General features: G+C 65.1%; 16 protein-coding genes and 1 pseudogene. 12 read left to right on the forward strand and 5 right to left on the reverse strand.

What is annotated here, in order from left to right:
• Window positions 1-331: 331 nt before the first annotated feature.
• The gene (locus tag RB623_RS11450) at window positions 332-1,426 is read right to left on the reverse strand and encodes a lactonase family protein (RefSeq protein ID WP_308056940.1); all 1,095 of its coding nucleotides are present in this window, start codon (window positions 1,424-1,426) and stop codon (window positions 332-334) included.
• 203 nt (window positions 1,427-1,629) lie between these two features.
• On the opposite strand from RB623_RS11450, the gene RB623_RS11455 reads away from it, so the two are divergent.
• The 8 genes from RB623_RS11455 (at window position 1,630) to RB623_RS11490 (ending at window position 9,353) form a co-directional block, all read left to right on the forward strand.
• Entirely contained in the window at window positions 1,630-2,181 is a 552-nt protein-coding gene (locus tag RB623_RS11455) for a MaoC family dehydratase (RefSeq protein WP_308056941.1), read from the forward strand.
• 2 nt (window positions 2,182-2,183) lie between these two features.
• On the forward strand, window positions 2,184-3,347 hold the full coding sequence (locus RB623_RS11460; RefSeq protein ID WP_308056942.1) for a CaiB/BaiF CoA-transferase family protein: 1,164 nt from the start codon (window positions 2,184-2,186) through the stop codon (window positions 3,345-3,347).
• A gap of 14 nt (window positions 3,348-3,361) precedes the next feature.
• Entirely contained in the window at window positions 3,362-4,474 is a 1,113-nt protein-coding gene (locus RB623_RS11465) for an extracellular solute-binding protein (protein WP_308057156.1), read from the forward strand.
• Between the two features lie 36 nt (window positions 4,475-4,510).
• Complete coding sequence (locus tag RB623_RS11470; RefSeq protein WP_308056943.1) at window positions 4,511-5,701, forward strand: ABC transporter substrate-binding protein; 1,191 nt, start codon at window positions 4,511-4,513, stop codon at window positions 5,699-5,701.
• 269 nt (window positions 5,702-5,970) lie between these two features.
• Window positions 5,971-6,708: an ATP-binding cassette domain-containing protein gene (locus RB623_RS11475; protein ID WP_308056944.1), complete on the forward strand. Its 738-nt coding sequence runs from the start codon at window positions 5,971-5,973 to the stop codon at window positions 6,706-6,708.
• Window positions 6,701-7,444 (forward strand): ATP-binding cassette domain-containing protein, encoded by a 744-nt coding sequence (locus RB623_RS11480; protein WP_308056945.1) that lies wholly within the window; start codon window positions 6,701-6,703, stop codon window positions 7,442-7,444. Before RB623_RS11475 ends, RB623_RS11480 begins: the two co-directional genes overlap by 8 nt.
• The gene (locus RB623_RS11485) at window positions 7,444-8,382 is read left to right on the forward strand and encodes an ABC transporter permease (RefSeq protein WP_308056946.1); all 939 of its coding nucleotides are present in this window, start codon (window positions 7,444-7,446) and stop codon (window positions 8,380-8,382) included. Before RB623_RS11480 ends, RB623_RS11485 begins: the two co-directional genes overlap by 1 nt.
• The gene (locus RB623_RS11490) at window positions 8,382-9,353 is read left to right on the forward strand and encodes an ABC transporter permease (protein ID WP_308056947.1); all 972 of its coding nucleotides are present in this window, start codon (window positions 8,382-8,384) and stop codon (window positions 9,351-9,353) included. The genes RB623_RS11485 and RB623_RS11490 overlap by 1 nt, the downstream gene beginning before the upstream one ends.
• Window positions 9,354-9,356: 3 nt before the next feature.
• On the opposite strand, the gene RB623_RS11495 is transcribed toward RB623_RS11490, so the two are convergent.
• The 4 genes and pseudogenes from RB623_RS11495 to RB623_RS11510 all read right to left on the reverse strand — a co-directional run bounded on the left by RB623_RS11495 (window position 9,357) and on the right by RB623_RS11510 (window position 11,655).
• Window positions 9,357-9,644, reverse strand: a complete 288-nt coding sequence (locus tag RB623_RS11495; RefSeq protein ID WP_308056948.1) for an addiction module antidote protein — start codon at window positions 9,642-9,644, stop codon at window positions 9,357-9,359.
• Between the two features lie 26 nt (window positions 9,645-9,670).
• Window positions 9,671-9,922: pseudogene (locus RB623_RS11500) on the reverse strand (type II toxin-antitoxin system RelE/ParE family toxin); the annotation flags it as partial.
• Window positions 9,923-9,969: 47 nt separating this feature from the next.
• Window positions 9,970-10,806 (reverse strand): amidohydrolase, encoded by an 837-nt coding sequence (locus RB623_RS11505; RefSeq protein ID WP_308056949.1) that lies wholly within the window; start codon window positions 10,804-10,806, stop codon window positions 9,970-9,972.
• Window positions 10,807-10,869: 63 nt separating this feature from the next.
• Window positions 10,870-11,655 (reverse strand): IclR family transcriptional regulator, encoded by a 786-nt coding sequence (locus RB623_RS11510; RefSeq protein WP_308056950.1) that lies wholly within the window; start codon window positions 11,653-11,655, stop codon window positions 10,870-10,872.
• Window positions 11,656-11,825: 170 nt separating this feature from the next.
• Here RB623_RS11510 and RB623_RS11515 point away from each other — a divergent pair, with 170 nt between their 5' ends.
• From RB623_RS11515 to RB623_RS11530, 4 genes are all read left to right on the forward strand, one after another.
• Window positions 11,826-13,145, forward strand: coding sequence for a sugar ABC transporter substrate-binding protein (locus tag RB623_RS11515; RefSeq protein ID WP_308056951.1), 1,320 nt, complete (start codon window positions 11,826-11,828; stop codon window positions 13,143-13,145).
• A gap of 220 nt (window positions 13,146-13,365) precedes the next feature.
• Window positions 13,366-14,262 (forward strand): sugar ABC transporter permease, encoded by an 897-nt coding sequence (locus RB623_RS11520; RefSeq protein WP_308056952.1) that lies wholly within the window; start codon window positions 13,366-13,368, stop codon window positions 14,260-14,262.
• Window positions 14,263-14,264: 2 nt separating this feature from the next.
• On the forward strand, window positions 14,265-15,131 hold the full coding sequence (locus RB623_RS11525) for a carbohydrate ABC transporter permease (RefSeq protein WP_308056953.1): 867 nt from the start codon (window positions 14,265-14,267) through the stop codon (window positions 15,129-15,131).
• A 4-nt stretch (window positions 15,132-15,135) separates the two neighbouring features.
• Complete coding sequence (locus tag RB623_RS11530) at window positions 15,136-16,233, forward strand: sn-glycerol-3-phosphate ABC transporter ATP-binding protein UgpC (RefSeq protein ID WP_308056954.1); 1,098 nt, start codon at window positions 15,136-15,138, stop codon at window positions 16,231-16,233.

A 16,233-nucleotide genomic window follows, 5' to 3' on the forward strand; every position in this document is an offset into this window, starting at 1 on the left:
GAATTTTTCACCAAGCAGGATCGGACAAGCAAACATTTCCCGCAAGCCGACGGGAACGACGCGCAAGGCCGGAAATGCGACCTTCTCCGCTTGCGACGGAGGGCTGGCCGATGCGTGTGAAGCGAGGAAAATCAAGCAACTGCAATCACATAGCAAAAGGTCGCCGCTCGAACGGCCGTTTGCGCTTCGCGTCAGCCTCGAAAAGCCCGGCAGACATGCTTCCGACCGGGGATTTCGCCCGGCGCTCCGCCCGTTTCACCGACGCGGCATTGCGCCCAAATCGGTCAGCGTGAAGACCTGGCGCTATCGGCCGGACGTTTCGGATAAACGCCTACCGGACGATCTTCACGCACATCGGCGTGCCGATCTCGATGGCGTGGCCGGTGTCGGTCAGCCGTCCGGTTTCGGCGTCGCGGGCAAAGATGGTGATGCGGTCGGCATTCTGGTTGGCCGACAGCAAATGGCGGCCGGAGGGGGTGAGGCAGAGGTTGCGCGGCGTCGCCCCGCCGCAGGGCGCGTAATCAACGAGCGTCAGCCTGCCGGTTTCCTGGTCGACGGCGAAGATCGGGATGGAATCGTGGCCGCGGTTCGAGCCGTAGAGGAAACGGCCGTCCGGCGAGATCTGGATGTCGGCGCAATGGTTGTGGTCGCGCGCTTCAGCGGGCACGGCCGGTTTTGCGTCGATGAAGGAGAAACCGCCGGTGTCGGCGTCGAGCGCCAGCGACACCACGGTGGAATCCAGCTCGTTCATGACAAAGACGAATTTGCCATCGGGATGCAGCGCGATGTGGCGCGGGCCGGCGCCCGGCTTCAGCGCCGTCTCCTGCAGCGGCGACAGCGTGCCGTCGGCTTCGATGCGGTAGGTGACGAGGCAGTCGATGCCGAGATCGGCGACGACCGCGATGTTCCCGGAAAGCGTTTCGGTGGCGCTGTGGGCGTGGCTGCGCTCCTGCCGGGCTTCGTTCGGGCCGGTGCCTTCATGGGCAACGCTGGCGAGCGGCGCGGTCAGGCCGCCGTCCTCGCGGATGCCGTAGACAACCACGGACTGGTCCGGCCCGCCTTCACCCATGCCGTAGTTGGCGACCAGCAATTTGGTGCCGTCGCGGGTGACGAAATTGTGCGCGGTGATCGAGCCCAGTGCCGGCTGCTTGTTGACGTAGGTCAGCGTATTGGTGGCGCGGTCGAAGCCATAGGCGGTAACCACGCCCTCGCGCCAGGAAAAGACTTCGCTGTTCGCGAAGATTTTTGCGCCGTCCGGGGTCACCGACAGGAAGGTCGGGTTATCGACCTCGTCCGTCTCCGCCAGTTTTGTCACCGCGAGCGTGTCCTCGTCGAGACTATAGACGGAAAGCCCGACGCCGCGCGCGCCCTGGAAATAGGGCGCCTCGCGGTTGAGCGAGCCGACGAACACAAGAAACTCCGACATTTTTTTCTCCCTCCCCGATCGCGGCGCTGCCGGCTGCCACCGGCCGCGTGGCCCGGCAAGCCCCGCCGCATTTTCGAGGGCCAGAATGGCGACAACGGCGCTTGCAAACAAGCCCCATATGTGAAAAACATATTCATGAGAGAAGATCGTAGGGGAGGAGCCGTGACCTGTCTCGCAGGCAATGCGCGCGGCTTGATTTATCCATGACAGCTTTCGCGCCGACCGTCGGCGTTTCGTCGACGCATCCGTCCGACATGCCCGAGAGCCACGCCGAGATACCGGTGTGGAACGCGGAGAACTGGTTCTACGAGGACTGGCCGGTCGGCCAGAAAATCCGCTCGCTGCGCCGCACCATGGCGGAAGGCGACAGCCATCTGTTCAACACGCTGGTGCTGGACATCCATCCTTATGTTCAGGACCGGATGTTTGCCGAGAAGGAAGGCATTTTCGGCCAGCGGCTGATCGCCGGCGCGTTTGTTTTTTCAGCCGGGCTGGGACTGGTGGCCACCAACTGCATCAACGCCTTTTCCTACGGCTACGACAAGCTCCGCTTCATCAAGCCGGTGTTTGTCGGCGACACGATCTATTCGATCCGCACCAACCTCGACAAACGGCCGAAATACAAGGATCTCGGCCTGATCCGTGCGTCCTACGAGGTGTTCAAGGGCGAGGGCGAACTGGTGCTCTACTGCGAGCACCTGCAGACGGTGAAATACAAGAACCCGGCGGATTTCGCCGGCAAGACCGAAAAGTGAATTTGATGAGCGAATCCGAACTCCCGCTCGCCGGCCTTGTCGTCGTCGACATGAGCCAGTTCCTCTCGGGGCCGTACTGCTCGCTGCGTCTGCTCGACCTTGGCGCCCGCGTCATCAAGATCGAGCGCCCGGACGGCGGCGACCTGTCGCGCCGGCTCTATCTGAGCGACACCGAGATCGGTGGCGATTCCACCATTTTTCATGCCATCAACCGCGCCAAGGAGAGTTTTGCCGTCGACTTGAAGGACGAGGCGGACCTGGAGGCGCTGCGCGGCCTGTTGGCCAAGGCCGACGTGCTCATCCAGAATTTCCGGCCTGGCGTGATCGAGCGGCTCGGGCTCGACTACGACGCGGTGAAGGCGATCAATCCGCGCATCGTCTATGCCTCGATCAGCGGCTATGGCGAGGAAGGGCCATGGGTCAAGCGGCCCGGCCAGGACCTGCTGGCGCAGTCGCGCTCGGGCGTCATGTGGCTGAACGGCGACGAGGACCAGGGACCGGTGCCGTTCGGGCTGGCCATCGCCGACATGCTGGCGGGCGCCGCCTGCTGCCAGGGCATTCTGGCCGCACTGGTGCGGCGCGGCATCTCCGGCAAGGGCGCGCATGTCGAGACCAGCCTGCTGGAGGCGCTTGTCGACTTCCAGTTCGAGGTGCTGACCACGCATTTGAACGACGGACGGCGGCTGCCGCGCCGCTCCTCCTTCCGCTCCGCCCATGCCTATTTGTCAGCGCCCTATGGCGTCTATCCGGCCAAGGATGGCTATCTGGCCATCGCCATGACGCCGATCCCGAAACTGGCGGGCCTGCTCGGGCTGGAAGCCGAACTTGCCGCCTATAGCGGCGAGCCGGCGACGTGGTTCAAGGCGCGCGACGAGATCAAGGCTATCATCGCCCAGAAGATAGCGACCAAGACCATCGACGAATGGCTGGCGGTGCTGGAGCCTGCCGACATCTGGTGCGCCAAGGTGCTGACCTGGCCGGAAATGTTCGAACACGACGGTTTCAAGGTGCTGGACATGCTGCAGACGGTGACGCGCGAGGACGACGTGTCGATCCTCACCACGCGCTCGCCGCTGCGCGTCGACGGGGTGCGCGCAAAAGTCGAGCGCGCCGCGCCGCTGGTGGGCGAGCACAGCGAAAAAATCCGCGCGGAGTTCGGGCTGTGACCGTGCTCAAAGGCATGACCTGGAGCCATCCGCGCGGTTATGATCCAATGGCCGCCTGCTCGGCCATCTGGAAGGACAAGACCGGCGTCACGGTCGAGTGGGACAAGCGCTCTCTGCAGGATTTCGAATCCTTTCCGGTCGAGGAACTGGCAAAAGCCTACGATCTGATCGTCATCGACCATCCGCATGTCGGGCAGATCACGGCGGAAAACTGCCTGACGCCGCTGGACGTGCCCGGCCGCGAGACGGAACGCGAGGCGCTGGCCAAAGGGAGCGTCGGAAAATCCTATCCGAGCTACAATTGGCAGGGCCGGCAATGGGCTTTTCCGATCGACGCGGCCAGCCCCGTGCAGGCCTATCGGCCGGATGCGCTGGCGCGCCCGCTTGAGCGCTGGGGCGAGGTTCTTGACCTGGCGCGGCAGGGCAAGGTGCTGCAATCGCTGCGGCCGCCGCACTCCCTGATGGTGTTCTTCACGCTCGCGGCCAACCTTGGACACCCCTGCGCGGTAACCGGGCCGGGCGACCTGATTGACCAGGCCACGGGAGAACGCGTCTTCGGCATGATGCGGGAGTTGTTCTCGCTGCTCGATCCCGCCTGCCTGTCGATGGATCCGATCGCCGTGTCGGAGAAGATGGCGGAAGAAAATTCGCCCTATGTCTGCGCGCCGCTGATCTACGGCTATGTCAGCTACGCGACTGACGGGTTCCGGCAGCACAGGCTGGCTTTTTCCGACATGCCTATGACGGGCAATGCCGGTCTGCTCGGCTCGGCGCTTGGCGGCACCGGCATCGCGGTCTCGGCCTTTTCCAAGGCGAAGGATGCTGCGGTCGATTTTGCCTACTGGGTGGCGAGCGGCGACGTGCAGCGCGACCCTTATGCGGCGGCCGGCGGCCAGCCCGGCCATGCCGAAGCCTGGGAGGACGGAACCGTCAACGCCGCGACCCACGGATTTTACCGCGACACGCGAAAGACGCTGGAGGGCGCCTGGGTTCGGCCGCGTCACGACGGCTACATGGGCTTCCAGCAGGCCGCGTCGGATCGCATCAATCTGGCCTTGCAGAGCGGGGACACTGACACTCGACTCGTCTCCGATCTTAACGAACTGTTTCGCGGGAGCTTCCGCTAGGCCGAAGCGTACCGCATTTCACGGGAGGAACTTGGAATGAAGCATCGGAAATCACTGATAGCCGGCGCAGTCGCGGCGGCACTCTGCGGCAGCGCGCTGCCGGCCATGTCCGCCGGCGAGGAGCTGATCAGCTCGCTGCCGGACAATTTGAAGGATCTCTATGTCGACGCGTCGCAGACGCTGATGCCGTCGGCCTACGACAATTTCACGCCTCCGGCCAAGCCGTGGAAGTGGTGCCATTCCGAATCCTACCAGGGCAATCCCTGGCGCGTCTCGGTGACCAACGAACTGAAGCGGCTCGTCGAGGGCCTGAAGGCCGACGGCACGGTCGAGAGCTTCGAGGTGTCGGATTCCAACGGCGACGTAAGCCAGCAGATCAACCAGATCCGCGCCTTCATCGACAAGGGCTGCACCATCATCACCGCGATCCCCGGCTCTTCGACCGGCGTCGACGAGGCCATCAAGGCCGCCTACGACAAGGGCATCCCCTTTATCACCGCGTCAGCCTTCGTCACCAGCCCTTACGCCATCAACGTCGACTCCAACTTCAACCGCTGGGGCTACGAGATGATGGACGCGGCCGCCAAGGGCCTCGGCGGCAAGGGCAGCGTGCTGCTGGTCGAGGGCATCGCCGGTGCGCCGATCGTGGTGCAGGAGCGCGAAGGCGCCGAGAAGGTGCTCGCCGCCAACCCGGAACTGAAGGTCGCGCGCTCGGTCAACGGCAACTGGACCGCCAACGTCACCAAGACAGTGGTGCTGCAGGCGCTCGCCACCAACCCCGCGCCGATCGATGCCGTCTGGACCACCGGCAGCGAAAGCCGCGTGGTCGCCGAGGCGTTTGCCGAGGCCGGCCGCCCCGCCCCGCTCATCACCGGTTCGATCACCGGCGATGCGCTCGGCTACTGGAAGGCCAATCCGGACAAGTATCGCTTCGAGGGCCACGCCGTGCTTCCGGGCTGGACGGCGCAGACGCTGTTCCGCGTCGGCGCGCGCATGCTCGAAGGCCAGAAGCCGAAGCTCAACGTGCTGATGATCCCGATCCCGACCGTTGCCGGATCCGAGCTCGGCAACTGGTACAAGGACTGCATGACGCCGGACGCGGTCTCCGTGTTCCCCGTCCCGCCGTCCGACCCGATGCCGGAAGAGTGGCTCGACGCGTATTTCAGCAATCCCGCGCCGTCCAAGGGCTGGGACTACGCCAAGGTGCCCGACGCCTGCGCGAAGTGAACGGGACTTGATTGCTTGCGAGGCCGGCTCCTAAGGGGGGCCGGCTCCATTGATTGAGATTGGTAAGCGGGTTTCAGGCTCAAACGTGACCACTCTACGTTGCCCCCCTCTGTCCTGCCGGACATCTCCCCCGCAAGGGGGGAGATCGGCCGGCCGCATTCCCATAGCCAATCTCCCCCCTTGTGGGGGAGATGTCCGGCAGGACAGAGGGGGGTGCGAAGGAACGCTAACGTCAGTCTTTAGCTGGCTGCCCAGATGCTGCAGCGCTCATGCTTGAGGTCCGCGCCATCTCCAAACGTTACGGCGAGACCGTGGCGCTGTCGGAAGCGTCCATCGGCTTCCGCGCTGGCACCATCCACACGATTCTCGGTGAGAACGGCTCCGGCAAAAGCACGCTGGTGAAGTTGCTGTCCGGCATCGTACAGCCGGATGCGGGAAAAATCCTGCTGGACGGAAAACCGTTTTCAGGGCGCGGCCCGGCGACGTTCCAGGCGGCCGGCTTCGCCACCGTTTTCCAGGAGGTGCTGATCGCGCCGGACCGTTCGGTCACCGACAACATCCTCCTCGGCCTCGACGGGCTGCTCAGAAGAAACGTGCCGCGCGGCGAACGCAAGGCGCGTGCGCAGGCTGTGCTGTCACGGTTCGCGCGCACCCATGTGCCGCTGGACGCGCCCGCCGGCCAGCTCCCGCTGGCCGCGCAGCAACTGGTGGTGCTGGCGCGCGCCGTGGTGCGGAACCCAAGAATCCTCATCCTCGACGAGGTGACCGCGGCGCTCGATTTCGCCGACCGCGAGGCGGTGTTTTCGCTGATGCGTGCATTGGCAGGGCAGGGGACGCTGATCCTGTTCATCACCCACCGCATGGACGAGGTGATGGCGCTCTCCGATCGCATCTCCATCCTGCGCGGCGGCAAGGTGGTGCGCACCGAGGAGCGCGGCGCCTCCACGCCGGCCGAACTGCTGAAGGCCATGGCGCCGCAAACGGCGGCGGAGCTTGCGCATGCCTGACCGCTCCGCATTCCACATCCGCAACCTGGCGCTGGCGGCGGGCAAGGCCGCCATCGACCACACGATCTCGCCCGGCGAGATCGTCGGCCTTGCCGGGCTCGATGGCCACGGCCAGGAAACGTTCCTCAAAACCCTCGCCGGGCTGGAGAAACCCGCTGCCGGCCAGGTTTCGATCGACACGGCCGCCGGCCGCCTCGCGGTCGCCGGCTTCCGCAAGGCGGTCGCCAGCGGCATCGCCTACCTGCCGCGGGACCGGCGGGCGACGGGCATCTTTCCGACCCAGTCGGTGCTCGACAATTTTGCCATCTCCACGGTCGGCAGGGACGCGCGCATGGGTTTCATCAGCACGGCCGAACGCCGCCGCCGCTACGAGGTCTTTCGCGAAAGACTGTCGATCGCCGCGCCGAGCCCCGCAGCGGCGATCACCACCCTTTCCGGCGGCAACCAGCAAAAGGTGCTGCTCGCCCGCGCACTGGCCTTGGAACCAAAAGTGCTGCTGCTCAACGATCCCACCCGCGGCGTCGACGTCGCCACGCGCCACGTGCTCTACGAGGTCTTCCGCGGACTTGCCGCCGAGGGCATGGCGCTGGTCATCCTCTCCAGCGAGATCGAGGAGATCCTCGTGCTCTGCCATCGCGTCCTGGTCTTCCGCGAGCACGAGGTGGCGGCCGAAATGTCCGGCGCCGCCATGACCACCGACGCGGTGATCGCCGCCATGTTCGGGCGGGCCGCGTGATGATCGGCTCGCTCATCCGCAATGCCGGCTTCGCGCTGATCCTCCTGGTCGTGCTGCTTGCCGGCAACCTCTTGCTCAACCCGGCGCGGTTTCATCCGGCCGCATGGGGCACGCTGATCGGGCTGGCGGCGCCGCTGATCGGCGCGGCCGCCGCCTCGGCGCCGGTTATCCTGGCGGGCCGCGGCGGCATCGACATTTCCGTCGGTCCGCTGATGGGTTTCGTCAACGCCATCGTCATCCAGGCGCTGTTCCTGAAGGCGGGCATCTCCTCGCCCTGGATCATCCTGCCGGCGGCGTTGCTGGTGGGCGCGGCGGTCGGCGCGGCCAATGGTTTCATGGCGACGGTGCTGCGCATCCAGCCGATCGTGGCGACGCTCGGCACCTATCTGATCCTCGTCGGCGTGACGCTGACCATCCTGCCCGCGCCGATCGGCCCGGCGCCTGTATGGCTGAAGGCGATGGCCGGGCCGATCTCCATCCTGCCCCTGGCGGCGATCTTCGTGTTCTGGTGGCTAGTGCACCAGACGCCTTATTATGACCAGTTGATGGCGGTCGGCAGCGACGACCGCGCCGCCTATACGGCGGGCGTCCCGGTCACCAAGGTACGCTTCATCGCCTATGTGATGACCGGTATGCTGGCGGCAGTCGCCGGGCTGATGCTGACGGCCCTGATCGGCTCGGCGGACCCGAATGTCGGCCCGACCTACACGCTGATCGCCATCGCGGCGGTGGCGCTCGGCGGCGTCAGCCTCGCCGGCGGCAAGGGCGGGCTGGCGGGGGCGGCCATCGGCGCGATCGACATCTTCCTGCTGCAGAGCCTGCTGACCGCGTTCAACGTCTCGACCTATGTGCTGCAGGTCGCCTACGGCACGATCCTGGTGGCCGCCGTCATGCTGACCGCCGTGCAGGAGCGCCTGTCGGCCAGGAGGGCCGCGTGATGAAGTTCGACCGGAGCTTTTTCGCCAGCACCAACGGCCGTATCGCCGGCGCCTTCGCCGTCGCCATCCTGCTGCATGTCGTCGGCACGCTGCTGATCCCCGGCTATTCCGCGCCCTTCGCCATCCGCGCCATCCTGGTGCTGGCAGCACTTCTGGCGGTGGCCTCGATCGGCCAGACGCTGGTGGTCATCCTGGGCGGCATCGACCTGTCGATCCCCTTCGTCATCGGCTTCGCCAATGTCGTTGCGGCGCAGCTTTACGGCCAGGGCTGGAATTTTGTGCTGGTCTGCGCGGTGGTTGGCGTGCTGGCGGTCCTGATCGGCGGGCTGAACGGCCTGATCTCGCGCGGGCTGAACATCCATCCCCTCATAGTCACACTCGGCATCGGCATGATCGTGCAGGGGCTGGTGTTGCTGTGGACGAAGGGATTTCCGTCCGGCTCGGCGCCGCCCGCCGTGTCGGCCTTCGTGTCGATCGGCGGCTCGGTCGGCCCTCTGCCGGTTCCGTGGCTGGTGCCTTGCGTCGCCGTGCTAACGGCGCTGATCGTGCTCGTACTGGCGCGCACGCCCTACGGAAGGCGGCTCTATGCGCTGGGCAGCAATCCGGGCGCCGCACCCCTGGCGCTGATCGACCCGGTGAAAATGTGGGTGGTCACCTATGCGGCAAGCGCCTTCTTCGCGGCGACGGCCGGCGTTCTGCTGCTGGGTTTCACCGGCTCCGCCTATGGCGATGTCGGCCAGCCATACCTGTTCCAGACCATCGCGGCGGTTGTGGTCGGTGGCGCGGCCCTAGTGGGCGGGCGTGGCAGCTATCTCGGCACCATCGCCGGCGTGCTGGTGCTGACCGAGATCAACACGCTGCTGATCGGGCTGGGTTTCCAGCCGGCGGCTGTGCAGGCAGCACTCGGGCTGATCATCGTGCTGCTTGTCTCGCTTTACGGCCGCGAGCGGCATGTGTCGACGACGATATAGGGTCTATTCCGCTGCCAGTGTGGACGGCTCGATGCCGAGTCGCTTCAGCACGTCCAGAAGCGTTTCGACATCGGGGGCGGTATCGTCGACTAGCGCGTCGTAGAGTTTCTTGCGCGGGATGCCGGCCTCCTGCGCCATGCTGGTCATGCCGCGAGCGCGTGCAACGACGCCGATCGCGTGAGCGATATAGACCGCATCGCCGGACTCCATCGCGTCAGCCAGCAGTTCGCGCTGCGACTCATCGTCGTCGAGATAGCGCGAGCCGTCGAAGGGATAGGTCTTAAGTGCCATTCACAGCTCCTTGGCGAGCGTCGGATATCGCGTTGTTGGGTGGACTTGTCGCCACCGCAAAGCAGGACGACGAGTCTACTCCCGTGGCGAACGAAGTAAAGGCGGTAGCCCGGCCCATGGTCGATGCGCATCTCGCCGATGCCTTCGAAATATTTCACATCACCCAGCAATCCTGCCCTTGCTCGGTCGATACGCTGCAAGATGCGGTTTCTGGCACGACTATCGGCGAGATCATCCACCCAAGCTACGAATTCCGCCGTCTGGACGATCTCGAACATCTAAAGGGTCGCCCTCTTAGGCCGAAGTTCATTGCGCTCGCAAAGCCCTACAACCCCCAAACCCTCCTCGCATTCCCTGAAAACAGCTTCGTCCTTTCCTCCGTGCTGGCGCCAGCGACCAGCGCCTGTGTCGCCGCGAGCCAGGTCGACAGCCCACCGCCCAGCGTGCAGACCGGCCAGTCGCTGCCCCAGACGACACGGTCCCAACCGAACACGCCGATCGTGTGCTCGAGATAGGGGCGCAGCGTCTCGACGGTCCAGTTTTCGGGATCGGCATAGGCGACCACGCCGGAGATTTTTCCGACGATGTTCGGCCGCTTGGCGATCTCGCCCATATGCTCCCGCCAGGGATGTTCGGCATTGCCCTTGATGTCCGGCACGCCGCAATGGTCGAGCACGAACTGCACGTCGGGAGCCAGGTCGACGAGCGCAATTGCCTTCGGGATCTGGTGTGGCAGCACGCAGAGATCGAAGGTGAGCCCAGTGCCCTTCAGCCGCTGGATGTTCTCGCGAAACAGCGCGCCCTCGGAAACGTCGTCGGGCACGACATGCAGCACGCGGCGAAACCCCTTGACGAATGTCGTCTCGCGCACCCGCTCGAGATATTCGGCGAAGCCCGGGTCTTCCGGCCGGCAGGCGGCGATCGCGCCGCGCAGCAGGCTGCCGGGCTCGCGCGCCTTGCGCGCCACGTAGGCCGTCTCGGCCTCGATGTCCTCCGGCGCGACGTCCACCTCCATGTGCAGCGTCTGCGCGATGCCGCCGCGCCTGGCCTCGCTTGCATACTCCTCGTAGGAGAAATCGCGGTTGAGCGCCGGCGCGCCGGAGAGCCAGGGATAACGCAGCGCCGCCTGGTCGACGATGTGCAGATGAGTGTCGATGATCATGCTTGCTCCTCCCTGCATGTCGATCGATTCTCCCATGGAAAAATCGATCCTTCACCTGAGAATTTAAATCGACTGCTTCACATCTGAGCCCGCGAGCCGCGAAAGCTGCTCGGCGGTGGCGAGGATCAGCTCGATGGTCTGGGTGATGTCCGGCGCCGACGGCAGGTTGACCAGCGTGATATAGGGCACTGTAAGCGCGGCGATCGCCTTGCCGTCGGGGCCGAGCACCGGGGCGGAAAGGTTGTAGACGCCGGCGGTCTGCAAGCTGGCCATCATCTCGTAGCCGCGGTCGCGGATCTGGTCGAGCCGGCTGAAGAATTCCGGCGGCTGCGCCGGCTTTTCCGTGCTGCGCAGATGCTCGGAGATCATCATCTGCCGCTCCTCCTGCGAGCGGAAGGCCAGCAGTACATGGCCCGACCCGGTGTCGAACAGGCTGATATGCGAGCCGACGCGGATGGAGATGCCCCAATATCCCGGGGCTTCCTGCTGGGCGATGACGACGGCCGAGCCGCGGTCGAACACCACGAGCTGGTTGGCCTGCCGCGAGGTTTCCGCCAGTTCGCGCATCAGCGGCGTGGCGTAGGAGACAAGCCGGCGCACCGGCACGTGCAACTGCGCCAGGCCGAACAGCTTCAGCGTCAGCGAATATCGGTCGCCATCCGGCTTTGTCACGTAGCCGCGCTTCACCAGCCGGTCGAGCATCCGGTAGAACTCGTTGGGGCTGCGGCCGAGCTTTTTGGCGATCTCCGCCTGGGTGAGCCCGCCGTCGACGCCGGCCAGCAACTCGAGGATGTCCAGGCCCTTGTCCAGCGCCGGCGCGCGGTAGCGGTCCGATTCCTCGTCTTCCATGGACCGAGTCCTCCCCTGTGAATTCTCAGGTGCATATACGCACGAAGCAATCGGGGAAATCAATTGGCACTTGACCGATCTGTGAAAATGATCTTTGTATATGAATGAAGCGCTCGTCCATGGGCCGCTTCCGTTTTGACGCGGCGCGGCCGCGCCCAAGGGAGGATCGGATGAAGAGACTGCTATCCGGCGTGTCGGCCGGAGTGATCGTTTTGGCACTCGGCGCCGGCGCGGCTTTCGCGCAGGAACTGCCGGGCAAGTTCGAGGGCGTCACCATCGACGCCAAGCTGATCGGCGGCCAGCAGTACGAGGCGCTCTACGCGCGCATCGCCGACTGGGAGAAGGCGACCGGCGCGAAAGTCAACGTCATCTCCAAGAAGAACCATTTCGAGCTGGACAAGGAGATCAAGTCCGATATCGCCACTGGCTCGATAAGCTGGTGCGTCGGCTCCAATCACTCGTCCTTCGCGCCGCAGTATCCGGACATCTACGCCGACCTGACGGCGCTGCTGCCGAAGGCCGAGATCGACGCCTTCGTGCCGGCCAACATCGCGGCCTCGACGCTCGACGGCAAGCTGGTGATGCTGCCGCGCGCCCAGTTCGACGTGTCGGCGCTCTATTACCAGAAGAGCCTCTACGCGGACGAAGCCAAGAAGGCCGCCTACAAGGAGAAGTATGGCGAGGAACTGACCCCGCCAGACACCTGGGAACAGGTGACGAAGCAGGCGGAATTCTTCGCCTCGCCGCCGGACTTCTACGGCACCCAGTTCGCCGGCAAGGAAGAGGCGATCAACGGCCGCTTCTACGAGATGGTCGTCGCCGAGGGCGGCGAATATCTCGACAAGGACGGCAAGCCCGCCTTCAATTCGGAAGCCGGTGTGCGTGCGCTCGACTGGTTCGTCAATCTCTACAAGGCCAAGGCGGTTCCGGCTGGCACCACCAACTATCTGTGGGACGACCTCGGCCAGGGTTTTGCCTCGGGCACGGTGGCGCTCAACCTCGACTGGCCGGGCTGGGCCGGCTTCTTCAACGACCCCAAGTCGTCGAAGGTTGCGGGCAATGTCGGCGTCAAGGTTCAGCCGGAGGGGTCGTCGGGCAAGCGCACCGGGTGGTCCGGCCATCACGGCTTTTCGGTCACCGAAAGCTGCGCCAGCAAGGAGGCCGCCGCCTCGCTCGTCTGGTGGCTGACCAACGAGGACAGCCAGAAGCTGGAGGCCGCCGCCGGCCCGCTGCCGACCCGCACCGCCGTCTGGGAATGGGACATCGCCCAGGCGTCCGGCGACGCCTACAAGACCGAGGTCCTGAAAGCCTTCCAGGAAGCCGCCGCGAACGCTTTCGCCGTGCCGCAGACGCCGTCCTGGATCGAGATCTCCAACGCCGTCTATCCGGAGCTGCAGGCCGCCATTCTCGGCGACAAGACCTCGAAGCAGGCGCTTGACGACGCGGCCGCCAAGGCGACGCAGATCCTCGAGGATGCCGGCGAGCTTTGAGGCGCCAACCTTAACCCTCCCCCTTGAGGGGAGGGTCGCGGAGCAACCCGCTCGGCACGAGCGGGTATGCGAAGCGGGGTGGGGTCAGCGCGGCAGTGCTCCATCCTGAGGTTACCCCTCCCCGGCTCGCAAGCCTCGCTTCGCTCGGCCCGCTTGCCGACCCTCCCCTCAAGGGGGAGGGTGCCGTTGCGCTCTACGATCATCGGAAACAGGACGCTCGATGAAATTCCCGCGGCCCTCCGCACCCACTCTTCTGCTGCTGCCGGCGATCGTCGTGCTGGCGGCGGTGGTCATCGTGCCGCTGCTGCTCTCCTTCTATTCCAGCTTCACGCCGTTCCGGCTTACCAAGCCCGACACGTTTTTCGTCTTCGTCGGCTTCCGCAATTACCTGACCATCCTCTCCGACTGGAATTTCTGGGTCGCCTTCGGCCGCACCGTGCTGCTGCTCACCGTGGCGCTCAATCTCGAAATGCTGCTGGGGCTCGGGCTGGCACTGCTGGTCGAGCGCGCCTCGCGTGGCCAGCGTGTGCTGCGCACGCTGATGATGTTCCCGATGATGTTCTCGCCGATCCTCGTCGGCTTCCAGTTCAAGTTCATGTTCAACGACAATATCGGCCTGGTAAACAACGCGCTTCAGGCGCTGGGTCTGACCGATACGGCGATCCCCTGGCTGATCGAGGGGCATCTCGCCTTCATTGCCATCCTCACCGCCGAGATCTGGTCGTCGACCTCGGTCTTCGCCATCCTGATCCTTGCCGGGCTGCTTGCCATGCCGAGGGAGCCGATCGAGGCGGCGCGCGTCGATGGCTGCACGCCCTGGCAGACTTTCCGTTATGTCGTCTGGCCGTTCGTCATGCCGTTTGCCTACATCGCCATGACCATCCGCTCGCTCGACGTGGCGCGCGCCTATGACATCGTCAAGATCATGACCGACGGCGGGCCGGCCGGCCGCACCGAGCTTCTGTGGACGCTGGTCGCCCGCACCGCCTACAGCGACGCGCGCATGGGGCTGGCCAACGCCATGGCCTATTTCTCGATCCTGCTGTCGATCCTGTTCACCGTCTATTTCTTCCGGAAGCTGGCCGCCGCCCGCTCGCAGATCGGCGCGGAGTGGTGACGATGGACGACAATTCCTCCGCCCGCTTCAAGAAGCGCCTGCTGAAAGCCGGCCACCTGATCGCCCTGTTCCTGGCGATGCTGTTCATCTGCATGCCCGGCATCTGGATCGTGCTGTCGTCGCTGCGGCCGACGGTCGAGATCATGGCCAAGCCGCCGGTGTGGATCCCGCAGGAACTGTCCTTCGACGCCTACGTCTCGATGTTTTCCGGCGTCGGCAAGGGCGGCATTCCGGTGCTGGAATATTTCCGCAATTCGCTGATCATCTCGGTCACCTCGACGGTGATCGCCATCGCCATCGGCATGGCAGGCGGCTACGCTTTCGCCCGCTACCGCTTCCGCGGCAAGTCCGGTATGTTTTTGGGCCTGATGCTGACGCGCACCGTGCCGGGCATCGCGCTGTCGCTGCCACTGTTCTTCGTCTATGCGCGCCTCGGCATCATCGACACGCATTTCGGCCTGATCCTCGCCTATGTGGCGCTCAACATCCCCTTCACCATCTGGCTGATCGACGGTTTTTTCCGGCAGGTGCCGAAGGATCTGGCGGAAGCCGCCCAGATCGACGGCTGCACGCGCTGGCAGGCCTTTTGGCAGGTCGAGTTCCCGTTGGCCGGGCCGGGCATCGCCTCGGCCGGCATTTTCGCCTTCCTGACCTCGTGGAACGAGTTCGCGCTCGCCTCGCAACTGACGCGCTCGGTCAACTCGAAAACCCTGCCTGTCGGCCTGCTCGACTACACCGCCGAGTTCACCATCGACTGGCGCGGCATGTGCGCGCTGGCCGTGGTGATGATCGTGCCGGCGCTGACCCTCACCTTCATCGTCCAGAAACATCTCGTCGGCGGCCTGACGTCGGGCGCGGTCAAAGGATAGTCCCATGGCCACGGTCACCCTCAACAAACTCGAAAAGCGCTACGGCGCCACGCCGGTCGTGCATGGCATCGACCTGGAGATCGCCGACCGCGAGTTCATCTGCCTGGTCGGTCCGTCCGGCTGCGGCAAGTCGACGACGCTGCGCATGATTGCTGGCCTGGAAGATATTTCGGGCGGCGAGATCAGGATCGGCGGCAAGGTGGTCAACGACCTGCCGCCGCGCTCGCGCAACATCTCGATGGTGTTCCAGTCCTACGCGCTCTATCCGCACATGACCGTGCGCGAGAACATGGGCTTTTCGCTGAAGATCGCCGGGCGGCCGCAGGCGGAGATCGACAAGGCGGTTGCGGAAGCGGCTTCCATCCTCGGACTGGAGCAACTGCTGGAGCGCCGCCCCTCGCAGCTTTCCGGCGGCCAGCGCCAGCGTGTCGCCATGGGCCGCGCCATCGTGCGACGGCCGGAGGTTTTTCTGTTCGACGAGCCGTTGTCGAACCTCGACGCGAAGCTGCGCAGCCAGGTGCGCACCGAGATCAAGAAGCTGCATGCCCGAATGCAGACCACCATGGTCTACGTCACCCACGACCAGGTCGAGGCGATGACCTTGTCCGACCGCATCGTCATCATGCGCGACGGCCATATCGAGCAGGTCGGCACGCCCGACGAGGTGTTCAAGCGCCCCGCCACCCATTTCGTCGCCGGTTTTATCGGCTCGCCACCGATGAACCTCTTCGAGGCGACCGTGGCCGACGGTGGGCTCGCCTTCCCTGGCGGCGCGACGCTGCCGCTGCCGGCGCGGTTCCGGCAGAACGTCACGGCCGGGCAGAAGGTGGTGTTCGGCCTGCGCCCGGACGACGTCTATCCGGCCGGCCACGGCCTGCATTCCGGCGACGCGGCCGACCTGCATTCGGCTGAGTTTCAGGTCGCGGTCACCGAGCCGCTCGGCAACGAGACGCTGGTGTTCGCGAGTTTCGACGGCAGGGAATGGGTGTCGCGCATGCTCAATCCGAAGCCGTTGAGGCCCGGTGACAAGATCGCCATGAGCCTGGACCTGAGCCAGGCGCACCTGTTTGATGCCGCGACCGGCAGGACACTGAGGAACTAG

It is taken from the genome of Mesorhizobium sp. LHD-90 (assembly GCF_030929505.1).
Classification (GTDB): domain Bacteria; phylum Pseudomonadota; class Alphaproteobacteria; order Rhizobiales; family Rhizobiaceae; genus Kumtagia.